Source organism: Streptomyces sp. M41 (assembly GCF_043673425.1).
GTDB lineage: Bacteria > Actinomycetota > Actinomycetes > Streptomycetales > Streptomycetaceae > Streptomyces.
Window position 1 is genome coordinate 154,745 of record NZ_JBIMKE010000001.1, and the last position, 18,891, is coordinate 173,635.

15 protein-coding genes are annotated in these 18,891 nt (G+C 71.6%); 11 read left to right on the forward strand and 4 right to left on the reverse strand.

Annotated elements, in window-relative coordinates; genetic code table 11:
* Positions 1-13: 13 nt before the first annotated feature.
* Together ACHBTE_RS00745 and map are read right to left on the reverse strand one after the other, a co-directional pair.
* Entirely contained in the window at positions 14-2,569 is a 2,556-nt protein-coding gene (locus ACHBTE_RS00745; RefSeq protein ID WP_394721251.1) for an ATP-dependent Clp protease ATP-binding subunit, read from the reverse strand.
* Between the two features lie 688 nt (positions 2,570-3,257).
* Positions 3,258-4,025 (reverse strand): type I methionyl aminopeptidase, encoded by a 768-nt coding sequence (gene map / locus ACHBTE_RS00750; RefSeq protein ID WP_394721252.1) that lies wholly within the window; start codon positions 4,023-4,025, stop codon positions 3,258-3,260.
* 64 nt (positions 4,026-4,089) lie between these two features.
* Here map and ACHBTE_RS00755 point away from each other — a divergent pair, with 64 nt between their 5' ends.
* The 9 genes from ACHBTE_RS00755 to ACHBTE_RS00795 all read left to right on the forward strand — a co-directional run bounded on the left by ACHBTE_RS00755 (position 4,090) and on the right by ACHBTE_RS00795 (position 15,098).
* Complete coding sequence (locus tag ACHBTE_RS00755) at positions 4,090-4,350, forward strand: helix-turn-helix domain-containing protein (protein ID WP_394721253.1); 261 nt, start codon at positions 4,090-4,092, stop codon at positions 4,348-4,350.
* A gap of 132 nt (positions 4,351-4,482) precedes the next feature.
* Positions 4,483-5,880, forward strand: a complete 1,398-nt coding sequence (locus tag ACHBTE_RS00760; RefSeq protein WP_394721254.1) for a hypothetical protein — start codon at positions 4,483-4,485, stop codon at positions 5,878-5,880.
* Positions 5,881-6,060: 180 nt separating this feature from the next.
* Positions 6,061-6,903: a nitrilase-related carbon-nitrogen hydrolase gene (locus ACHBTE_RS00765; RefSeq protein WP_394721255.1), complete on the forward strand. Its 843-nt coding sequence runs from the start codon at positions 6,061-6,063 to the stop codon at positions 6,901-6,903.
* Positions 6,900-8,183 carry an aspartate aminotransferase family protein gene (locus ACHBTE_RS00770; protein ID WP_394721256.1) on the forward strand — a complete coding sequence of 428 codons (1,284 nt, stop codon included), beginning with the start codon at positions 6,900-6,902 and terminating at the stop codon, positions 8,181-8,183. Before ACHBTE_RS00765 ends, ACHBTE_RS00770 begins: the two co-directional genes overlap by 4 nt.
* A gap of 30 nt (positions 8,184-8,213) precedes the next feature.
* On the forward strand, positions 8,214-9,839 hold the full coding sequence (locus ACHBTE_RS00775; protein WP_394721257.1) for a PucR family transcriptional regulator: 1,626 nt from the start codon (positions 8,214-8,216) through the stop codon (positions 9,837-9,839).
* A gap of 155 nt (positions 9,840-9,994) precedes the next feature.
* A complete protein-coding gene (locus ACHBTE_RS00780) occupies positions 9,995-10,837 on the forward strand; it encodes a nitrilase-related carbon-nitrogen hydrolase (protein WP_394721258.1) in 843 nt (280 codons plus the stop codon).
* Between the two features lie 34 nt (positions 10,838-10,871).
* On the forward strand, positions 10,872-12,275 hold the full coding sequence (gene hydA / locus ACHBTE_RS00785) for a dihydropyrimidinase (RefSeq protein ID WP_394721259.1): 1,404 nt from the start codon (positions 10,872-10,874) through the stop codon (positions 12,273-12,275).
* A gap of 11 nt (positions 12,276-12,286) precedes the next feature.
* Entirely contained in the window at positions 12,287-13,309 is a 1,023-nt protein-coding gene (locus ACHBTE_RS00790) for a TIGR03842 family LLM class F420-dependent oxidoreductase (protein WP_394721260.1), read from the forward strand.
* A gap of 241 nt (positions 13,310-13,550) precedes the next feature.
* The gene (locus ACHBTE_RS00795; protein ID WP_394721261.1) at positions 13,551-15,098 is read left to right on the forward strand and encodes an NCS1 family nucleobase:cation symporter-1; all 1,548 of its coding nucleotides are present in this window, start codon (positions 13,551-13,553) and stop codon (positions 15,096-15,098) included.
* Between the two features lie 22 nt (positions 15,099-15,120).
* On the opposite strand, the gene ACHBTE_RS00800 is transcribed toward ACHBTE_RS00795, so the two are convergent.
* On the reverse strand, positions 15,121-15,789 hold the full coding sequence (locus ACHBTE_RS00800; RefSeq protein ID WP_394721262.1) for a hypothetical protein: 669 nt from the start codon (positions 15,787-15,789) through the stop codon (positions 15,121-15,123).
* Positions 15,790-15,918: 129 nt separating this feature from the next.
* The gene (locus ACHBTE_RS00805) at positions 15,919-16,947 is read right to left on the reverse strand and encodes a carboxymuconolactone decarboxylase family protein (RefSeq protein ID WP_394721263.1); all 1,029 of its coding nucleotides are present in this window, start codon (positions 16,945-16,947) and stop codon (positions 15,919-15,921) included.
* Positions 16,948-17,114: 167 nt separating this feature from the next.
* Here ACHBTE_RS00805 and ACHBTE_RS00810 point away from each other — a divergent pair, with 167 nt between their 5' ends.
* On the forward strand, positions 17,115-18,218 hold the full coding sequence (locus tag ACHBTE_RS00810; protein ID WP_394721264.1) for a sensor histidine kinase: 1,104 nt from the start codon (positions 17,115-17,117) through the stop codon (positions 18,216-18,218).
* Positions 18,215-18,889, forward strand: coding sequence for a response regulator (locus tag ACHBTE_RS00815; protein ID WP_394721265.1), 675 nt, complete (start codon positions 18,215-18,217; stop codon positions 18,887-18,889). The genes ACHBTE_RS00810 and ACHBTE_RS00815 overlap by 4 nt, the downstream gene beginning before the upstream one ends.
* Positions 18,890-18,891 lie beyond the last annotated feature (2 nt).

Consider the following 18,891-nt stretch of genomic DNA (forward strand, 5'->3'; position numbering starts at 1 on the left):
CGGGCGCGGTGCGTCACAATTCGGGGGCGGGCGGCAGCTCTTCCGTGCGGAAGGCGAGCCGTCCGTCCTCCACGTCCACCGTGACCTGGCCACCGGCGCCGATCCGGCCGTCCAGCAGCAGCCGCGACAGCTGGTTGTCGACCTCCTTCTGGATGGTGCGGCGCAGCGGCCGAGCCCCGTACTCGGGCTGGTAGCCGCGCTCGGAGAGCCAGTCGACGGCCGCACCGGTGAAGTCGACGGAGACGCCCTGGGCCCGCAGCAGACCACGGGTCTGGTCGAGCAGCAGATTGGTGATCCGCTCCAGTTGCTCGGGGGTGAGCTGGCGGAAGACGACGATCTCGTCGATGCGGTTGAGGAACTCCGGGCGGAAGTGCTCGCGCAACGGCCGCATGATCCGCTCGCGCCGCGCCTCCTCGTCGGCCTGCGCGCCCCCGCTGCCGAAGCCGATCCCGGCGCCGCCCCGGCTGATCGCCTCGGAGCCGAGGTTGCTGGTCATCACGATGACCGTGTTGGTGAAGTCGACGGTCCGGCCCTGGGAGTCGGTCAGCCTGCCGTCGTCCAGGACCTGGAGCAGGATGTTGAAGACGTCCGGGTGGGCCTTCTCGACCTCGTCGAGCAGCAGCAGGGAGTACGGGTGGCGGCGTACGACCTCCGTGAGCTGCCCCGCCTCCTCGTGCCCGACATAGCCGGGCGGGGCGCCGACGAGACGGCTCACCGTGTGCCGCTCCTGGTACTCGCTCATGTCCAGCCGGACCATGCGCTCCTCGCTGCCGAACAGCGCCTCGGCGAGCGCCCGGGCCAGCTCGGTCTTGCCGACGCCGGTCGGCCCGAGGAAGAGGAAGCTGCCGATCGGCCGGTGCGGGCTCGCGAGTCCGGCCCGGGAGCGCAGCACCGCGTCGGAGACCACGCGAACCGCCTCGTCCTGACCGATGACCCGGTGGTGCAGATGCTCCTCCAGGCCCAGCAGCCGGTCCTTCTCCTCCTCGGTGAGACTGCTCACCGGGATGCCGGTCTGCCGGGAGACGACCTCCGCGATCGCCTCGGTGGTGACCTCCAGGTGCTGCCCCTCGTCGACCTCCTCGTTGTCGGACGCCTCCGTGATGCGCTTGCGCAACTCCACGATGCGGTCACGCAGTTGCGTCGCCTGCTCGTACAGCTCGTCTGCGACCGCCTGGTCCTTGTCCCGGTAGAGCTGCTCGACCTCGCGCTCCATGGCCCGTACGTCGGTGCCCTTGGTGCGCGCCCGCAGCCGGACGCGGGCGCCCGCCTGGTCGATCAGGTCGATCGCCTTGTCCGGCAGCCGGCGGTCGGTGAGATAGCGGTCCGACAGCTCCACGGCGGCGACGAGCGCCTCGTCGGTGTAGCGGACCTGGTGGTGGGCCTCGTAGCGGTCGCGCAGGCCGCGCAGGATCTCGATCGCGTCCGCGGTGGTCGGCTCGGGGACGAGGATCGGCTGGAAGCGGCGGGAGAGCGCCGCGTCCTTCTCGATCCTGCGGTACTCCTCCAGGGTGGTGGCGCCGACGATGTGCAGCTCGCCGCGGGCCAGCGCCGGCTTGAGGATGTTCCCGGCGTCCATGGAGCCGCCCTCGCCGCCGCCTCCGGCCCCTACGACGGTGTGCAGCTCGTCGATGAAGACGATCAGCCGGTCGGAGTGCGAGCGGATCTCGCCGACGATGTTGTTGAGGCGTTCCTCGAAGTCGCCCCGGTAGCGGGTGCCCGCCACCACGCCGGTCAGGTCGAGCGCGACCACGCGCCGGCCGCTGAGCACGTCGGGTACGTCGGCGTCGGCGATCCGCTGGGCCAGGCCCTCCACGATCGCCGTCTTGCCGACGCCCGCGTCGCCGATCAGCACCGGGTTGTTCTTGCCGCGCCGGGAGAGCACCTCGACGGTCTGCTCGATCTCCTCGTCCCGCCCGATCACCGGGTCGATACGGCCCCGGCGGGCGAGGTCGGTGAGGTCGCGGCCGTACTTGTCCAGGGTGGGCGTACCGGTGTCGACGCGTGGCCGCTGGTCGCCGCCGCGACGGCTCTGGGTGCTGTCCGCTGCCTCGGGGGGCATGGGCGTGGGGGCGAACCGGGCGGCGTTGAGGATGTGTCCCGCCGCGGAGTCCGGGTTCGCGGCGAGGGCGCTGAGCACATGCTCCGGGCCGATGTGACCGGCGCCCCGCGCGCGGGCCAGGTCGTGCGCGTCCAGCAGGGCGCGCTTGGCGGCCGGGGTCAGGGAGAGCGAGGTCGGCGGCGGGGCCTCGCCCGGCGGGTGCTGGGCCGGCCCCGACCGCTCGTCGATCTCCGTCGCCAGCGAGTCCGGGTCCGCGCCGGCCCGGGTGAGCAGACTCCTGGTCGGCTCGGCGGACAGAGCGGCGCGCAGCAGATGCTGGGTGTCCAGATCGCGGCTGCCGTGCTCGGCGGCGTACTGGGCGGCGCCCCGCACCAGCTCCCGGGCCGGCTGACTGAGCAGCCGGCCGATGTCGATCTGCCGGGGGCCGGGGCGCGGTCCGCCGAAGAAACGGGCGAGGAATTCTCCGAAGGGGTCGTAGTCGTCCGGACCACCACTGAAGCCGCTGGTCATGGCGTTCCCATCCGGCGTCCCTGCGCGGGCAGGGTCGCCCTCGCTGATCGACGTGCCGGAATCGGGTAACCCGGGCGGAAGCCGGTTACACCTGGCCGCGTATGCGTAAAACCTTCGCATGAACGGGGGCTGGGGGCACCTTCAGCGGGGTGGGGGAGGAGAGACGGGGGAGCAGGTGCTGGACCGGGGGGGTGCCGAGGAGCGGCAGGGTGCGGTGCCGGAGTGTGGCGGGTCAGGGGAACGGGGGTCGGGGCGCGGCGGTGGCCGGTGCGCTGGGGCGGCTTCCGTGCATGCTGGGGCCCGGAAGTGCGACCACGTGCCGGCGGGCGGCGGTTGGGGATGTGCCGAGCCGCGTACGGCCGTGCGGGGCGAAGCCGGCGCTCCTGCGACGGGCGCGATCGGGATGTGGCGTACTGCTGTGCGGCCGAACTCCTCGGCATGACCGAGACCGGGCTCTGCCCCGGCTGACCGAAACCTCTCGATCCTCGGATGCATCGAAACCGCGCCCGGCCCCGCCCAACACCGCCCGCCTCACCCGACATCGCCCCGCCCACTACCGCCCCACCGGAGCGCGGCGAGCTCCCGCCTAGGGGTTCCTGTGCGTAAGGCCGTATGGCCCGCCGTGGGGCCGCGGGCCAGGGTCGTGCCGGGCGGCCTCGCCCATGGCCCGCCCAACGCCCGCCCACGGTCACCGTGCCGTCAGGATGCGTGGGCCCGTTTCCGTGATCGCCACCGTGTGCTCCGTGTGGGCCGCGCGGGAGCCGTCGTTCGTGCGCAGGGTCCAGCCGTCCGGGGCCGCGTGGTAGCCGTCCCTGCCGCTCGCGATGACCATCGGCTCGATGGCGAGGGCCATGCCGTGGCGCAGGAGCGTGCCCCGGCCCGGGCGGCCCTCGTTCGGCACCGATGGATCCTCGTGCATCTTGCGGCCGATGCCGTGGCCGCCGAACCCGTCCGGGATGCCGTACCCGGCCGTCCGGCACACCGAACCGATCGCGTGGGCGATGTCGCCGATGCGGTTGCCCACCACGGCCGCCTCGATGCCCGCCGCCAGCGCCCGCTCCGCCGTCTCGACCAGGCGTATGTCGGCCGGGCGCGGGGTGCCGACCGTGAAGCTGATCGCCGAGTCGCCCGCCCAGCCGTCCAGTTCGGCGCCGCAGTCGATGGAGACCAGGTCGCCGTCGCGCAGCCGGTAGCCGTTCGGGATGCCATGCACGATCGCGTCGTTCACCGAGGCGCAGATAACCGCGGGGAAGGGCACGGGCGCGAAGGCGGGGCGGTAGCCGAGGAAGGGGGAGGCCGCCCCCGCCGCGCGCAGCACCCCGCGTGCCACCTCGTCCAGTTCGAGCAGACAAACCCCCACGTCGGCGGCGTTCCGCACCGCTGTCAGGGCCTGGCCCACGACCTGCCCGGCCGCGTACATCGCATCGATCGACGTGTCCGTCTTCAGTTCCACCATGCCAATTACTATACCGGTATTTGAATGGGGGGCCGGTGGTGGAAGGCGGTATTAGAATGGGGGCATGGTGCGCACCCCTCTCACCCCCGAAGAGCGTGAACGCGGCGAGCGGCTCGGCCGTCTGCTCCGCGAGGCCCGTGGTGGCCGCAGCATGACGGAGGTCGCGGCGAGCGCCGGCATCTCCGCCGAGACGCTGCGCAAGATCGAGACCGGTCGCGCGCCGACCCCCGCCTTCTTCACGGTGGCCGCGCTGGCGGCGGCCCTCGGGCTGTCGATGGACGAACTGGCCGGGCGGTGCACACCGGTCGTCGAGGCCGTCGCCTGACGGGCCCGCACGTCACGTTCCGCCAGGTGCGGCGTACTCTGCGTTCAGTCCGAAAACTTCCCGTAGCGCGTTCGTAACACGGCTGGTGTTGCCTAGCGGACCGGAGTGCTCCGGTCTGGCGGGAGTTGGGCGATGGCAGTAGAACAACTCCCGGCTCGGATACGGGAGTTCGTGGACCACCTGGGCGGTCTTCTGGCGCGCCTGGACCAGGGCGGCGGCTGGTGCGGTGTGTTCTGGCACCGGGACCCGGACGGCATGCGGGCCTGCCTCGACGGGCGTGAGCTGCCGCCCTGGGACGTGGTGGAGTCCCTGCTGGACGACCTCGCCGCCCGGTACGGCCCCGGCGTCGCCGGCCCCGAGACGGAACGCGCCCGCGCCCTGCACGCCGCCGCCCTCACCGAGTCCGACGCCCGGCCGGGCGCGCGGGAAGCCCTCGGGGACCGGCTCGACGTCATGCTCCGCGAACAGCGCTACGCCGTGGAAAGGCAGACGGAACTGAGCCGGTCGCTCGCCGCCGCCACCAGCCGGGAGGAGGCCGAGGCGATCCGCCTCGACCTCGCCTGGGCCCACGACGACCACGAACGGGCAACCGCCCGGTGCGCCGAACTCCGCTCCCGCATGGCGGACCTGGACCGCCGCGCGACGCGCGCCCACGGTCACGTCCCCGACCCGGCTCCGACGGCCCCCCGCACCCTCGATGCCCACCCCCACCTCGCACCGGCACCGGCACCTCACTCGAACCCCGGCCCCGCCGCCGATCCGGACCGGCCCGCCACCCCCAAGCAGCGCAAACGCCGCCGGGGCGGGGCCCGTTTCGCCGGGGTCGTCGAGGAGGAGGCCGCCCCCGTCGTCGTACCGCCGGCCGCCGCGCCCACCCTCCCCACCCAGCCCGCCACCGCGCGCCGCACGCCGCGCGGGGCCCGTTTCGCCGGGGCCGCAGACGACGACGGGACCGTAGGGGTGCCGCAGGAGCGGGCCGAGGCGGAGGAGGCGCTGGACGTGGGAGCGCGGGGCGAGGTGGCCCGGACCGTGCGGACGCTGGTCCGGCTGCGCCGTGAGGGGCGCAGCGGGGAGGCGCATGCGCTGCTCGTGGAGGCCGCGTACTGGCCCGCCCCTCGCTTTCCGGCGCTCGCCGTCGAGATGGAGCGGGCCGGTCTCGGCGCCGACTGGGCGACCCTGTTGTGGGAGGCCGCCTCCTTGCCCGCGGAGCGGCTCGTCGCCGCGGCCGACGCGCTGACCGTGGCGGGGCGGGCGGACGACGCCGAGCAGATCCTCCGGCAGGGCGTCGCGCGGCCCGCGGACGAGGTCGCAAGGGCCGTGGTCGCGCTGACCCGGGAGGGGCGGGGCCGTGAGGTCCGCGCGCTGCTCGCCGCGTACGTCGGTGTCCGCACCCCCGAGGAGGCCGCCCGCAGCGCGGCATCCGACCCCCGGACCCTCGTGCCGCTGCTGCTGGAGGCCGCCCGGGGCATCTCGGACGAGCGTCACTGGGATCTCGTCCACGCCTTGCGCGTGGCGGGCTTCACGCCCTGACGATCCCGCCCCACCCGTCCCACCGGCCCCATCGGTCACCCACTGGAGTGTGAAACGTGATCGAGTCAGCGGGTTAACGACGATGGTCTTGGCAAGGCTGTTCCAGGGGCTTACTTTCGAGCCTCTACGGCCCCCCTCTACGGGCGTAGAGGCTCTGACGTCCCGTCGAAGGAGCAGCTCATGGCCAACGTCGTACGTGCCGCCCTGGTCCAGGCCACCTGGACCGGCGACACCGAGTCCATGGTGGCGAAGCACGAGGAGCACGCCCGCGAGGCGGCTCGGCAGGGCGCCAGGATCATCGGCTTCCAGGAAGTGTTCAACGCCCCCTACTTCTGTCAGGTTCAGGAGCCGGAGCACTACCGCTGGGCCGAGCCGGTCCCCGACGGGCCGACCGTGCGCCGTATGCAGGACCTCGCCCGCGAGACCGGCATGGTCGTCGTCGTGCCGGTCTTCGAGGTCGAGCAGTCGGGCTTCTACTACAACACCGCGGTCGTGATCGACGCCGACGGCAGCGTCCTCGGCAAGTACCGCAAGCACCACATCCCGCAGGTCAAGGGCTTCTGGGAGAAGTACTACTTCAAGCCCGGCAACCTCGGCTGGCCGGTGTTCGACACCGCCGTCGGCAAGGTCGGCGTCTACATCTGCTACGACCGCCACTTCCCCGAGGGCTGGCGCCAACTCGGCCTGAACGGCGCCCAGCTCGTCTACAACCCCTCGGCCACCCACCGCGGCCTGTCCTCCTACCTCTGGCGCCTGGAGCAGCCGGCCGCCGCCGTCGCCAACGAGTACTTCGTCGCCGCGATCAACCGCGTCGGCGTCGAGGAGTACGGCGACAACGACTTCTACGGGACGTCGTACTTCGTCGACCCGCGCGGCCAGTTCGTCGGCGAGGTCGCCAGCGACAAGACCGAGGAACTGATCGTGCGCGACCTCGACTTCGACGTCATCGAAGAGGTGCGGCAGCAGTGGGCCTTCTACCGCGACCGCCGCCCCGACGCCTACGAAGGGCTGGTACAGCCGTGACCAAGGACCTGCTGGGCCGCCACCGCGCCGTCATGCCGGACTGGCTCGCCCTGTACTACGAGGAACCGCTGGAGATCACCCACGGCGAGGGCCGCCACGTCTGGGACGCCGAGGGCAACCGCTACCTCGACTTCTTCGGTGGCATCCTCACGACGATGACCGCGCACGCCCTGCCCGAGGTGACCAAGGCGGTGAGCGAGCAGGCCGGGCGGATCGTCCACTCCTCCACCCTGTACCTCAACCGGCCCATGATCGAACTCGCCGAACGTATCGGCCAGTTGAGCGGCGTCCCGGACGCCCGGGTCTTCTTCACCACCTCCGGCACCGAGGCCAACGACACCGCCCTGCTGCTCGCGACGACCTACCGGCAGAGCAACACCGTCCTCGCGATGCGCAACAGCTACCACGGCCGGTCCTTCAGCGCGGTCGGCATCACCGGCAACCGCGGCTGGTCCCCGACCGCGCTGTCACCGCTGCAGACCCTCTACGTCCACGGCGGCGTCCGCACCCGCGGCCCGTACGCCGCGCTCAGCGACGCCGACTTCATCGCGGCCTGCGTCGACGACCTCAAGGACCTCCTCGGCCACACCCGTCCGCCCGCCGCGCTGATCGCCGAGCCCATCCAGGGCGTCGGCGGCTTCACCTCCGGGCCCGACGGGCTCTACGCCGCCTTCCGCGAGGTGCTCGCCGAGCGCGGCATCCTGTGGATCGCCGACGAGGTGCAGACCGGCTGGGGCCGCACCGGCGAACACTTCTGGGGCTGGCAGGCGCACGGCCGGTCCGGACCGCCGGACATCCTTACCTTCGCCAAGGGCATCGGCAACGGAATGTCCATCGGCGGTGTCGTCGCCCGCGCCGAGATCATGAACTGCCTGGACGCCAACAGCATCTCGACGTTCGGCGGCACCCAGATCACCATGGCGGCCGGCCTCGCCAACCTCAACTACCTGCTGGAACACGACCTCCAGGGCAACGCCCGGCGGGTCGGCGGACTGCTCCTGGAGCGGCTGCGCGGCGTCGCCGCACAGGTGCCGCACGTACGGGAGGTGCGCGGCCGGGGTCTGATGCTGGGCGTCGAGATCACCCGGCCCGGCACGGACGAGGCCGACCCGGCCGCGGCGTCCGCCGTGCTGGAGGCGGCCCGTGCGGGCGGCCTGCTCATCGGCAAGGGCGGCGGGCACAACACCAGTTCGCTGCGCGTCGCCCCGCCCCTGTCCCTCACCGTCGCGGAGGCCGAGGAAGGCGCCGCGATCCTGGAGAACGCTCTGAGGAGCATCTAGCAGGACCCACCCGAGCAAGGGAAGCACGCCATGACCACCACCTCGGAGCCCCCGCGGCCGGCGGAACCTGTGGAACCCGCCCTGTCCGTCCGTCAGGTCCTCGGCCTGGAGCGGGTTCTGGCCGGGGAGCCCGAGGTGGTGGCCGGTGCCGGCCAGCTCGACCGTCCGGTGCGCTGGGTGCATGTCGCCGAGGCGCCGGACGTGGGGGTGATGCTCACCGGCGGCGAGATGGTGCTCACCACCGGGGTGCTGCTCGCCGGGGACGAGGACAAACAGGCCGAGTACATCCGCTCCCTGCACCGCGCGGAGGCCGCGGCCGTCGTCCTGGGCCTCGGCCGGGCATTCCCCTCGCCGCCGGCCGTGATGCGCAGGGCGGCCGAGCGGTGCGGGCTGCCCATGGTCGTCCTGCACCGGCCCTTCCCGTTCGCCGAGCTGACCGAGGAGGTGCAGTCCCGGCTCGTACGGCGCAAGTTCGCCGCCGTCAGCCTCTCGGAAGCCGTACGGACCGCGCTCACCGGACTCATCACCGCCGGCGCCCCGCTGCAACGCCTCCTCGACGAGGTCGCCGCGCACAGCGCCTGCCCCGTCGTCGTCACCAACCTCGCCCACCGCGTCCTCGCCACCGCGGGGGAGCGGTCGGCGGTGGACGACGTGCTGCGCGACTGGGAGCGCATCGCCCGCCAGGCATGGGGGCACCACGCAGGACTTTCAGGCACTGGGGGAGGCAGCGAGGGCGACGGCTGGATCCGCGCCGAACTGGGCGGGCGCGGGGAGCGGTGGGGCCGGATCATGCTGTGCGGCTACCGGGGTGACACCGCCACCGGACGGCTGCTCGCCGACCGGGCCGCCGAGGCCCTCGTCCTGCACCGCATGCTCGGCGGCAGCTCCGCGCACAGCTGGGAGGAGCAGTCCGCGCAGAGCCTGCTGACCGACCTGGTCAGCGGCGTCGTACCGGCACGGCAGCTGCTGCCACGCGCGCGTGCCGCCGGACTGCCCGTGAACCGGCGCACCTTCGTGCCGCTCGTCGTCCGGGACGCCGAGGCGGACCGGCTGGAGCGCGTTCTGCGGATGCTGGGGCTGCCCGGAATCGTCGCCGAACTCGCGGACGGAGCCTCCACCGTGCTGCTGAGCCTCGCCCGGGACCAGGAGGCCGCGGTGCTCACCGCGAACTTCGCCGCCCGGGCGCGCTCCGAGACCGGCGCGGCCACGGCCGTCGTCGCCGCCGCCGACGCGCGCACCCTGTGGGACGACGTGCCCGCCGGGCTGCGCGAGGCCCAGCACGTCGCCGACGCCGTGGCCGACTCCTCGGCGGCCCTCGACCTCCCGGCCGTCGTACGACTCAGGGACGTGCATCTGCGCGGCCTGGTCCGGCTGCTGCGCGACGACCCGCATGTGCAGTCCTTCGCGGAACGGGAGTTGGACGGACTGCTGGGCGGGGGAGACGACGATGAGGGCGCCCTGCTCGCCGTCCTGCGGACCTACCTCGCCACCGGCCGCAACAAGTCCCGTACCGCCCAGCTCCACCATGTCTCGCGGCCCGCCCTGTACCGCCGCCTGGAGGCGATACAGACGCGGCTCGGAGTGGACCTCGACGACTTCGAGCAGGCCGCCTCGGTGCACATCGCACTCCTCGCGCATGACGCGCAACACGGTTGAAACACGCAGTGACCTGGGAAAACGGCGGTGAGACATGGTTCCACGACCGGGTGACACCGTGGCACGCCGCGCGCCCACGGACGTGACACGGTGCAACTCAAAGTGGGCTCGCGGGCTTTCTACGCTCCTCGGACACCGAGCGACCGGAGGTCCCGATGAGCAGAGTGATCCGTGCCGCGATCTTCCAGACCGCCTGGACCGGCGACAAGGAATCGATGATCGAGGTCCACGAGCAGGCGGCGCGCGACGCGGCCGCGCAGGGCGCGCAGGTCCTGTGCTTCCAGGAGCTGTTCTATGGGCCGTACTTCTGCCAGGTCCAGGACAAGGCGTTCTACGAGTACGCCGAGCAGATCCCCGAGGGCCCCATCGTCCGGCGCTTCCAGGCGCTGGCCGCGGAGCTGGGGCTGGTGCTGGTGCTGCCGATGTACGAGGAGGAACAGCCCGGCGTCCTGTACAACACGGCCGCGGTGATCGACGCGGACGGCTCGTACCTCGGCAAGTACCGCAAGCACCACATCCCCCAAGTGCCGGGCTTCTGGGAGAAGTTCTACTTCCGCCCCGGCAACGCCGGCTGGCCGGTCTTCGACACCGCCGCCGGCCGGATCGGCGTCTACATCTGCTACGACCGCCACTTCCCGGAGGGCTGGCGGGCGCTGGGCCTCGCGGGCGCCGAGCTCGTCTTCAACCCGTCGGCGACCTCGCGCGGCCTGTCCCGCTATCTGTGGCAGCTGGAGCAGCCGGCCGCGGCCGTCGCCAACGAGTACTTCGTGGGCGCGATCAACCGGGTCGGGGTCGAGGACCTGGGCGACAACGACTTCTACGGGACCTCGTACTTCGTGGACCCGCAGGCGCAGTTCGTCGGCGAGGTGGCGAGCGACAAGGAGACCGAACTCGTCGTCCGCGACCTGGACATGGCCAGGCTGCGCGAGGTCCGCGACCGCTGGCAGTTCTTCCGGGACCGCCGTCCCGACGCCTACGACCCGATCACCGCCCCGTAATCACAGCAGTGTCGAGCATGGCAGGAGAGGGAGCATGAGCAGCCGTACCGTCATCCGTGGTGGCCTCGTCGTCACCGCGTCCGACGAGATCCACGCCGACGTCCTGATCGAGGACGGCCGTATCGCCGCCCTCGCTGCCTCCGGCACTCCGGCCGCCGAGGCCTTCGCAGCCGAGCGGACCGTCGACGCCACCGGGAAGTACGTCATCCCGGGCGGCGTCGACGTCCACACCCATATGGAGCTGCCCTTCGGCGGCACCTTCGCCTCCGACACCTTCGAGACCGGCACCCGGGCCGCCGCCTGGGGCGGGACCACCACGATCGTCGACTTCGCGGTGCAGAGCGTCGGGCACACCCTGCGCGAGGGCCTGGACGCCTGGCACGCCAAGGCGGAGGGCAACTGCTCGATCGACTACGGCTTCCACATGATCGTCTCCGATGTGAACCAGGAGACGCTCAAGGAGATGGATCTGCTGGTCGAGGAGGGCGTGACCAGCTTCAAGCAGTTCATGGCCTACCCGGGCGTCTTCTACTCCGACGACGGCCAGATCCTGCGCGCCATGCAGCGCTCCGCCGAGAACGGTGGCCTGATCATGATGCACGCCGAGAACGGCATCGCGATCGACGTGCTGGTCGAGCAGGCGCTCGCCCGCGGCGAGACCGACCCCCGCTACCACGGGCAGGTGCGCAAGGCGCTGCTGGAGGCAGAGGCCACCCATCGCGCCATCCGGCTCGCCCAGGTCGCGGGGGCTCCGCTGTACGTCGTGCACGTCTCGGCGACGGAGGCGGTCGCCGAGCTCACCCGGGCACGCGACGAGGGCCTGAACGTCTTCGGCGAGACCTGTCCGCAGTATCTGTTCCTGTCCACCGACAACCTCGCCGAGCCGGACTTCGAGGGCGCCAAGTACGTGTGCTCCACGCCCCTGCGGCCCAGGGAGCACCAGGCCCAGCTCTGGAAGGGCCTGCGGACCAACGACCTCCAGGTGGTCTCCACCGACCACTGCCCGTTCTGCTTCGTGGGCCAGAAGGAACTCGGCCGGGGCGACTTCTCCAAGATCCCCAACGGCCTGCCGGGCGTCGAGAACCGCATGGACCTGCTGCACCAGGCCGTCGTCGACGGACACATCTCGCGCCGCCGCTGGATCGAGATCGCCTGCGCGACCCCGGCCCGGATGTTCGGCATGTACCCGAAGAAGGGCACGATCGCACCGGGCGCCGACGCCGACGTCGTGATCTACGACCCGGGGGCCGAGCAGGTCATGTCCGCCGACACCCACCACATGAACGTCGACTACTCGGCGTACGAGGGCAAGCGCACCACCGGCCGGGTCGAGACGGTCCTCTCGCGCGGCGAATTCGTCATCACCGAGCGGGAGTACACCGGGCGCGCCGGGCACGGCGTCTACACCCCCCGCTCCACCTGTCAGTACCTGAACTAGGAGCGGAGCACATGGACTTCGGACTCGTCCTGCAGACCGACCCGCCGGCCTCGCGGGTGGTCAGCCTGATGAAGCGCGCCGAACGCGGCGGCTTCACCTACGGCTGGACGTTCGACTCGGCCGTGCTGTGGCAGGAGCCGTTCGTCATCTACAGCCAGATCCTGGCCAACACGCAGAAGCTGAAGGTCGGCACGATGGTGACCAACCCCGGCACCCGCACCTGGGAGGTCACGGCCTCCACCTTCGCCACGCTCAACGACATGTTCGGCAACCGCACGGTCTGCGGCATCGGCCGGGGCGACTCCGCGATGCGCGTCGCGGGCCGCAAGCCCAACACCCTCGCCCGGATCAGCGACGCCATGAAGGTCATCCGGGCGCTGGGCCGTGGGGAGGAGGCCGACCTCGGCGGCGGTACGGTCGTCAGGTTCCCCTGGATCCAGCCGGGCGCCGAACTCCCCGTCTGGATGGCGGCGTACGGGCCCAAGGCGCTGAAGATGACCGGCGAGGAGGCCGACGGGTTCATCCTCCAGCTCGCCGACCTGTATCTGACCGAGTACATGGTGAAGGCGGTGAAGGAGGCGGCGGTCGCCGCCGGCCGCGACCCCTCCGAAGTGAAGATCTGTGTCGCCGCCCCCGCCTACGTCACCGCGGACGACTCGCCCGAGGCCCTCGCCCACGCGCGCGAGCAGTGCCGCTGGTTCGGCGGGATGGTCGGCAATCACGTCGCCGACCTGGTCTCCAGGTACGGGGAGCACTCCGCCGCCGTACCCGACGAACTCACCGACTACATCAAGGCCCGGGAGGGCTACGACTACTCGCACCACGGGCGCGCCGACAATCCCGACACCGCGTTCGTGCCCGATCAGATCGTCGACCGGTTCTGTGTCATCGGTCCGGTCGACAAGCACATCGAGAAGCTGAACGCGCTGCGTGAGCTGGGCGTCGACCAGTTCGCCGTCTACGACATGCACGACGCGCAGGAAGCCGTCATCGACGCCTACGCCTCGGAGGTCATCCCCGCGGTCAACTCCTGACCGAGGGGCCCTGCGGTCAACTCCTGGCCGAGGGCGCCGCGGTCAACTCCTGACCGAGGGCGCTGCCATCAACTCCTGACCTGCGGGCCCGAGTTCCGGCCCGCCCGGCACCACACCGCCACCCGACCCCCCACCCCTCGCCACCCTCCCGCGGTCCCGGCCTCCCCGCCGCCGGGGGAGGGCTGCGGGGTTCGCACGGCCTGTCTGTCCGTTCCGTCCAGCACTGTCGATTGGCCTGCTCATGACAGAAACCGTCCCCACGGGGTCACCGATACCGCAGTCCGCTCAAACCGACGGCCGCATAGAACTCGCGCCCGAGGTATTCCCCGCCGACAGCCCCTTCGCCAACGAGGATCTGCGTCCCGTCCCGGTCGCCGAGCGCAAGTGGACGACATACAACTTCGCGGCCCTGTGGATCTCCATGGCCCACTGCATCCCCAGCTGGACCCTGGCCTCCGGCCTGGTCGCGCTCGGCATGGACTGGAAGCAGGCCGTCTTCACCATCGCCCTGGCCAACGTCATCGTGCTGCTGCCGATGCTCGCCACCGGGCACGCCGGACCCAAGTACGGCATCCCCTTCCCGGTGCTGGCACGGGCCTCCTTCGGGCTGCGCGGCGCCAACATCCCGGCGATGATCCGGGCGGCCGTGGCCTGCGGCTGGTTCGGCATCCAGACCTGGATCGGCGGCAGCGGCATCTTCGCGCTGGGCTCCAAACTCACCGGCGGCGAGTGGGAGAACGCCGGCCGGATCGCCGGCAACCCCTGGCCGCTGTGGCTCTGCTTCCTGCTCTTCTGGGCCGTGCAGATCGCCATCATCTACCGGGGCATGGACTTCCTGCGGCACTTCGAGAACTGGGCCGCGCCCTTCGTCATCGTCGGCGCCTTCGTGCTGCTCATCTGGATCGCGGTCAAGGCGGACGGCTTCGGCGCCCTGCTCGACCAGCCCTCGAAGCTCGGCTGGGGCGCCGACTTCTGGCCGGTCTTCTTCCCCTCGCTCATGGGCATGATCGGATTCTGGGCGACCCTCTCGCTCAACATCCCCGACTTCACCCGCTTCGGCGCCAGCCAGAAGGCACAGACCTGGGGCCAGTCGCTCGGACTGCCCACGACGATGACCCTGTTCGCCATCCTCGCCGTGCTGGTCACCTCCGGTTCCGAGGTCGTCTACGGCGAGGCGATCTGGGACCCGGTCACCCTCGCCGCCAAGACCGACAGTGTCTTCGGCCTGCTGTTCGCGCTGATCGTCGTCCTGGTCGCCACCGTCTCGGTGAACATCGCGGCGAACGTCGTCTCCCCGGCCTACGACCTCGCGAACCTGGCGCCGAAACTCATCAACTTCCGTACCGGCGCGCTGATCACCGGTGTCGTCGGCATCCTGATCTTCCCGTGGAAGCTGATCTCCACGCCGGAGTTCTACATCTTCACCTGGCTCGGTGTGGTCGGCGGACTCCTCGGCACGGTCGCGGGCATCCTGATCGCCGACTACTGGATCGTCCGGCGCACGGTCCTGCATCTCGCCGACCTGTACACCCCGGGCGGACGCTACTGGTACGCCGCCGGCTGGAACTGGCGGGCCATCCTCGCCTTCCTGGTCGGCGGTGTCCTCGCTGTCGGCGGCTCCTACTCGGGCGTCACGGCCGACGGCTCCAAGACCGGGCCGTTCCCGGCCGACGGACTGATCCCGTTCCTCAAGCCGCTCGCCGACTACGGCTGGGCGGTGGGCCTCGGGGCCTCGCTGGTGCTGTACGTGGTGCTCATGGCCGGCCACCGGGAACGCGCCGACACCTGAGCCCGGACCCTACGGAGGACGGTCAGCCCTTGCGGCCGTCCTCCAGGGCGGCCACCGCTTCCTTGGCCGCCTTGATCGCGCCCTTGTTGATGTCGTCGGTCGAGGGCGCCTTCTTCGACTCGAAGTCGCTTCCGCTGTAGGTGACGGAGACCAGTGCGTTCGAGGCGCGGACCAGCACCACGCCCTCCCGGGTCTGCTGCTGGTCCTCCGTCGTCAGGTTGACCACGGAATAGCCGCCGTCACCGATCCCCGGGACCTCGCCCCCGCCGCTCCTGGCCGCGACGCGCTCCTTGAAGGACTTCACCGCCGCGTCGTCCGACGCCGTGATCTCGAACGACACGTCAAGCCAACGGTAGTCGTAGCCCTTGAGGGCATTCCACGAGCAGGTGCGGCGCGCCTTCGAGTCGGTCGACGGGAGCTCCTTGCCGGCCGTCTTGGCGCCCGGCACGAGCGACTTGACCGTCTTGGCACCGAGGCTGTCGCACGGCCCGGGAGCGTCGGCGTAGGTCTTCGACACCGCCTGGGTGGCGGGGGCGGAGGGCGAGGCGTCGTCCGTCCGCTGCGTCGCCCGCTCCTCGGCGGCCGGTGTCGCGGCGAACGGTCCGGACGACAGCGACCATCCGGCGGCGGCGAGCACGACGACGGGCGAGAGACGTGCGGTGAGGGCGAGCGGCAAGGGAAGAGAACGCACGGCGCACTTTTCGTGGGGGACGGTGCGGAGGTGGTCCGCACTGCGGACGGGACGCCAGTGTCACATGCCTCACTGTGAGGCGGAAGTGCCAACTCGCTCCGTACCGGCGCCACTACAGGAGGGCCGTGATTACGTGGTGACCTGGGAGAGTTGCGTGGCATCCCGGATGATTTGGGCGGAAAATGCGCTTTCGATTCGGTCCACGGCGAGGAACGCCCCATATGCCACGAGGTGCACCAGACCGTGGTCGCCGTGCTCCGTCCGCCGCCAGGCCGCCACATCCGCCTCCGTGATGCGGTACGGCGCGAGAGCGGCCAGCAGCGCCAGGCGCGCACCGGGACGCTCCCGACGGTCCGGGAAACCGCCAGGGCCGAGTGGTGGATGCGCCCCGTCCCAGTCCTGCACGACCTCCTCCACGAGATCCTGGTCGTCGGGGTCGAGCAGATCGGCGCCGGCCAGGGCCGCCCGCAGCAGCGCCGCGTAGGCGAGGCCGACGGGAGTGCCGGCCGCCCAGGCGGGCGCCTCGCCGGGGTCGGGGTGGTCGAGCAACGCGAGGGCGACACCGGGCCGCGCGGGGCGGCGTACGGTCCGTGCGAGGGTGCGGCCCGCGAGAGAGCGGACCGCCCGGAACCGCTGGGCGCCCGCCGGCAGCAGATTCTCGGTCAGCAGGGCCGAGGCGATCCGGTTGATGAAGTGGAAGGTGAGCGCGGTGCCCAGATAGGCGGGGGCATGCGCGCGCGGGAAGGGATACGGGGCGAGCGCGGCGCCGGGCACGCGCGTGTGCCGGCCCCAGGCGAGCAGACGCGCATGCTCCTCGTCGCGGGGGGCCGCACCGCGCGCCAGTCGCTCCGCGAGGCCGTGGTCGCCGGTGGCGTGCAGCAGCACGGTGTGCGCGTCCACGCAGAACGGACACTTGTTGGCGAGCGACACCCCGAGGGCCACCAGCTCCTTGCCGGTCCTGCTGCCGGCCCCGGCGATGAGCGACTCGCGCATCAACGCCCAGGTGGGGGCGAGCAGTTCGGGAGCGGAGGAGAGAACCACGAACGTCGGGGGCTCGCAGATGCCGAAGTCGAGGGCGAGTTGCGCGTACACCTCGGCCACGGTACCGGTGGCCGACCTGGGCGGGAGCGGCTCGGTGAATCGGAAGGGTGTGGACATGGGCACCAGCCTGCGCCGCGGGGGCGGGCCGGGTCGTCGTCCCGCCGAAGTCAGTCGGGGCTGCGACGGCCGGGCGGGACGGCGGGCGGAACTACTGCTCGGGGAGTAGTGCGTGAGCCGTCCACAGGGGTGATGTCACTGTCAGTGGGGCGGTCTACTGTGCGGGCATGAACGGGAGTCTGATCACACGCGAGCGGCTCGCCGACGCGGCCGGCGCGGTCGTGGCCGGCGCGATCGTCGTGCTCGTCGCCCTGGCGGACGGCCGGGACACACCTGTCGACCTCGCGCTGATCACGGTCGGTTCGCTGGCCCTGGCCGCCCATCGCGCCGCTCCCCGTGCCGTGCTCGCTCTCACCACGGCCTGTCTGCTCGCCGAAGTCGTCCACGCCGGGACCTCGACCATCATGGCGCTGCCCGTCGTCGGCGCCGTGCACACCGCGAGCCGGCGCGGGCACCGGGGCACGGCAGCCGCGACCGCCGCCGTCTTCCTCGGCGGATATGTGGCGGCCGGCTCGGCGAGCGCGTCGGTCGCCCGCGAGGCGCTGCTCCTCGCGGGCTGGTTCCTGTGCGCGGTGGTCACCGGCCTGGCCGACAGCAACTGGCAGGCATATCTGCGCCAGACCGAACAGCGCGCCCTGGAGGCCGAACGCACCCGCGAGGAAGCGGCGTTGCGCAGGGCAGGCGAGGAACGCCTGCGCATCGCCCGCGAGTTGCACGACTCCCTCACGCACAGCATCTCGATCGTCAAGCTCCAGGCCGGCGTCGCCGTCCACCTGGCCCGCAAGCGCGGCGAGGAGATACCGCCCGCGCTGCTCGCCATCCAGGAGGCGAGCGGCGAGGCCATGCGCGAGCTGCGCACCACGCTGGAGGTGCTGCGCACGGACGAACCGACCGGGTCTTTGGCACTGCTGGTCGAGCGGGCACAGGCGGCGGGCCTCGCGGTCGAACTGACGGTGACGGGCCGGGAGCGGCCTCTCGCTGCCACGGTGGAGAGGGCGATGTACCGCATCGTCCAGGAGGCCCTGACCAACGCGGCACGGCACGCGGGCCCCGCGAAGTCGGCCGTCCACCTGGCGTACGGGGAGGGCGAGTTGACGATCCTCGTCGAGGACGACGGTGCCGCCGACCCGGCAGTCCCACCCGCCCCCGGCATCGGTCTGACCGGCATGCGCGAACGCGTCACGGCGCTCGGCGGCACACTGGACGCCGGCCCGCGCGAGGAGGGCGGGTTCGCGGTGCGGGCACGACTGCCGCTGGGGGAGACGGGATGACGGACGGCGTGATCAGAGTGGCGCTGGTCGACGACCAGGCGCTGATGCGGGCGGGCTTCAGAGCACTCCTGGAGTCCGAGGACGGCGTCGAGGTGGTCGGCGAGGCGGCGGACGGCGCGCAGGGCGTGGAACTGATCCGCGCCCAGGTGCCCGACATCGCGCTGATCGACGTGCAGATGCCGGTGATGACGGGCATCGAGGCGACCCGCCGGATCGCCGAGGACCCGGCGCTGTCCCCGGTCCGCGTGGTGATCCTGACGAACTACGGCCACGACGAGTACGTCTTCGAGGCCCTGCGCGCCGGGGCGAGCGGCTTCCTGCTGAAGGACACCGAACCGGCCGACCTCCTCCAGGCGATCCAGGTCGTGGCCCGCGGGGAGGCGCTGCTGTCACCCTCGGTGACCCGCACCCTGATCGGCGAGTTCGTCTCGCGCCCCCCGGACCGTGCCACCGCCCCCGGCCTGGAACACCTGACCCGCCGCGAACGCGAGGTGACGGCCCTGGCCGCCCGCGGTCTGACCAACGAGGAGATCGCCGACCACATGGTGATCAGCCCCTTCACGGCGAAGACCCACATCAGCCGGGCGATGACCAAACTGGGAGCCCGCGACCGCGCACAACTCGTGGTGTTCGCCTACGAGTCGGGCCTGGTGACGGCCCGCGCCAACTGACG

What these genes read in the sequence shown, in the direction of transcription:
- ACHBTE_RS00760 (WP_394721254.1), top strand. Translation starts at nt 4,483, where the DNA reads ATGGCAGTAGAACAACTCCCGGCTCGGATACGGGAGTTCGTGGACCAC.
- ACHBTE_RS00780 (WP_394721258.1), top strand. Translation starts at nt 9,995, where the DNA reads ATGAGCAGAGTGATCCGTGCCGCGATCTTCCAGACCGCCTGGACCGGC.
- ACHBTE_RS00755 (WP_394721253.1), top strand. Translation starts at nt 4,090, where the DNA reads ATGGTGCGCACCCCTCTCACCCCCGAAGAGCGTGAACGCGGCGAGCGG.
- ACHBTE_RS00765 (WP_394721255.1), top strand. Translation starts at nt 6,061, where the DNA reads ATGGCCAACGTCGTACGTGCCGCCCTGGTCCAGGCCACCTGGACCGGC.
- ACHBTE_RS00790 (WP_394721260.1), top strand. Translation starts at nt 12,287, where the DNA reads ATGGACTTCGGACTCGTCCTGCAGACCGACCCGCCGGCCTCGCGGGTG.
- hydA (WP_394721259.1), top strand. Translation starts at nt 10,872, where the DNA reads ATGAGCAGCCGTACCGTCATCCGTGGTGGCCTCGTCGTCACCGCGTCC.
- ACHBTE_RS00810 (WP_394721264.1), top strand. Translation starts at nt 17,115, where the DNA reads ATGAACGGGAGTCTGATCACACGCGAGCGGCTCGCCGACGCGGCCGGC.
- ACHBTE_RS00775 (WP_394721257.1), top strand. Translation starts at nt 8,214, where the DNA reads ATGACCACCACCTCGGAGCCCCCGCGGCCGGCGGAACCTGTGGAACCC.
- ACHBTE_RS00815 (WP_394721265.1), top strand. Translation starts at nt 18,215, where the DNA reads ATGACGGACGGCGTGATCAGAGTGGCGCTGGTCGACGACCAGGCGCTG.
- ACHBTE_RS00805 (WP_394721263.1), bottom strand. Translation starts at nt 16,947, where the DNA reads ATGTCCACACCCTTCCGATTCACCGAGCCGCTCCCGCCCAGGTCGGCC.
- ACHBTE_RS00795 (WP_394721261.1), top strand. Translation starts at nt 13,551, where the DNA reads ATGACAGAAACCGTCCCCACGGGGTCACCGATACCGCAGTCCGCTCAA.
- map (WP_394721252.1), bottom strand. Translation starts at nt 4,025, where the DNA reads ATGGTGGAACTGAAGACGGACACGTCGATCGATGCGATGTACGCGGCC.
- ACHBTE_RS00745 (WP_394721251.1), bottom strand. Translation starts at nt 2,569, where the DNA reads ATGACCAGCGGCTTCAGTGGTGGTCCGGACGACTACGACCCCTTCGGA.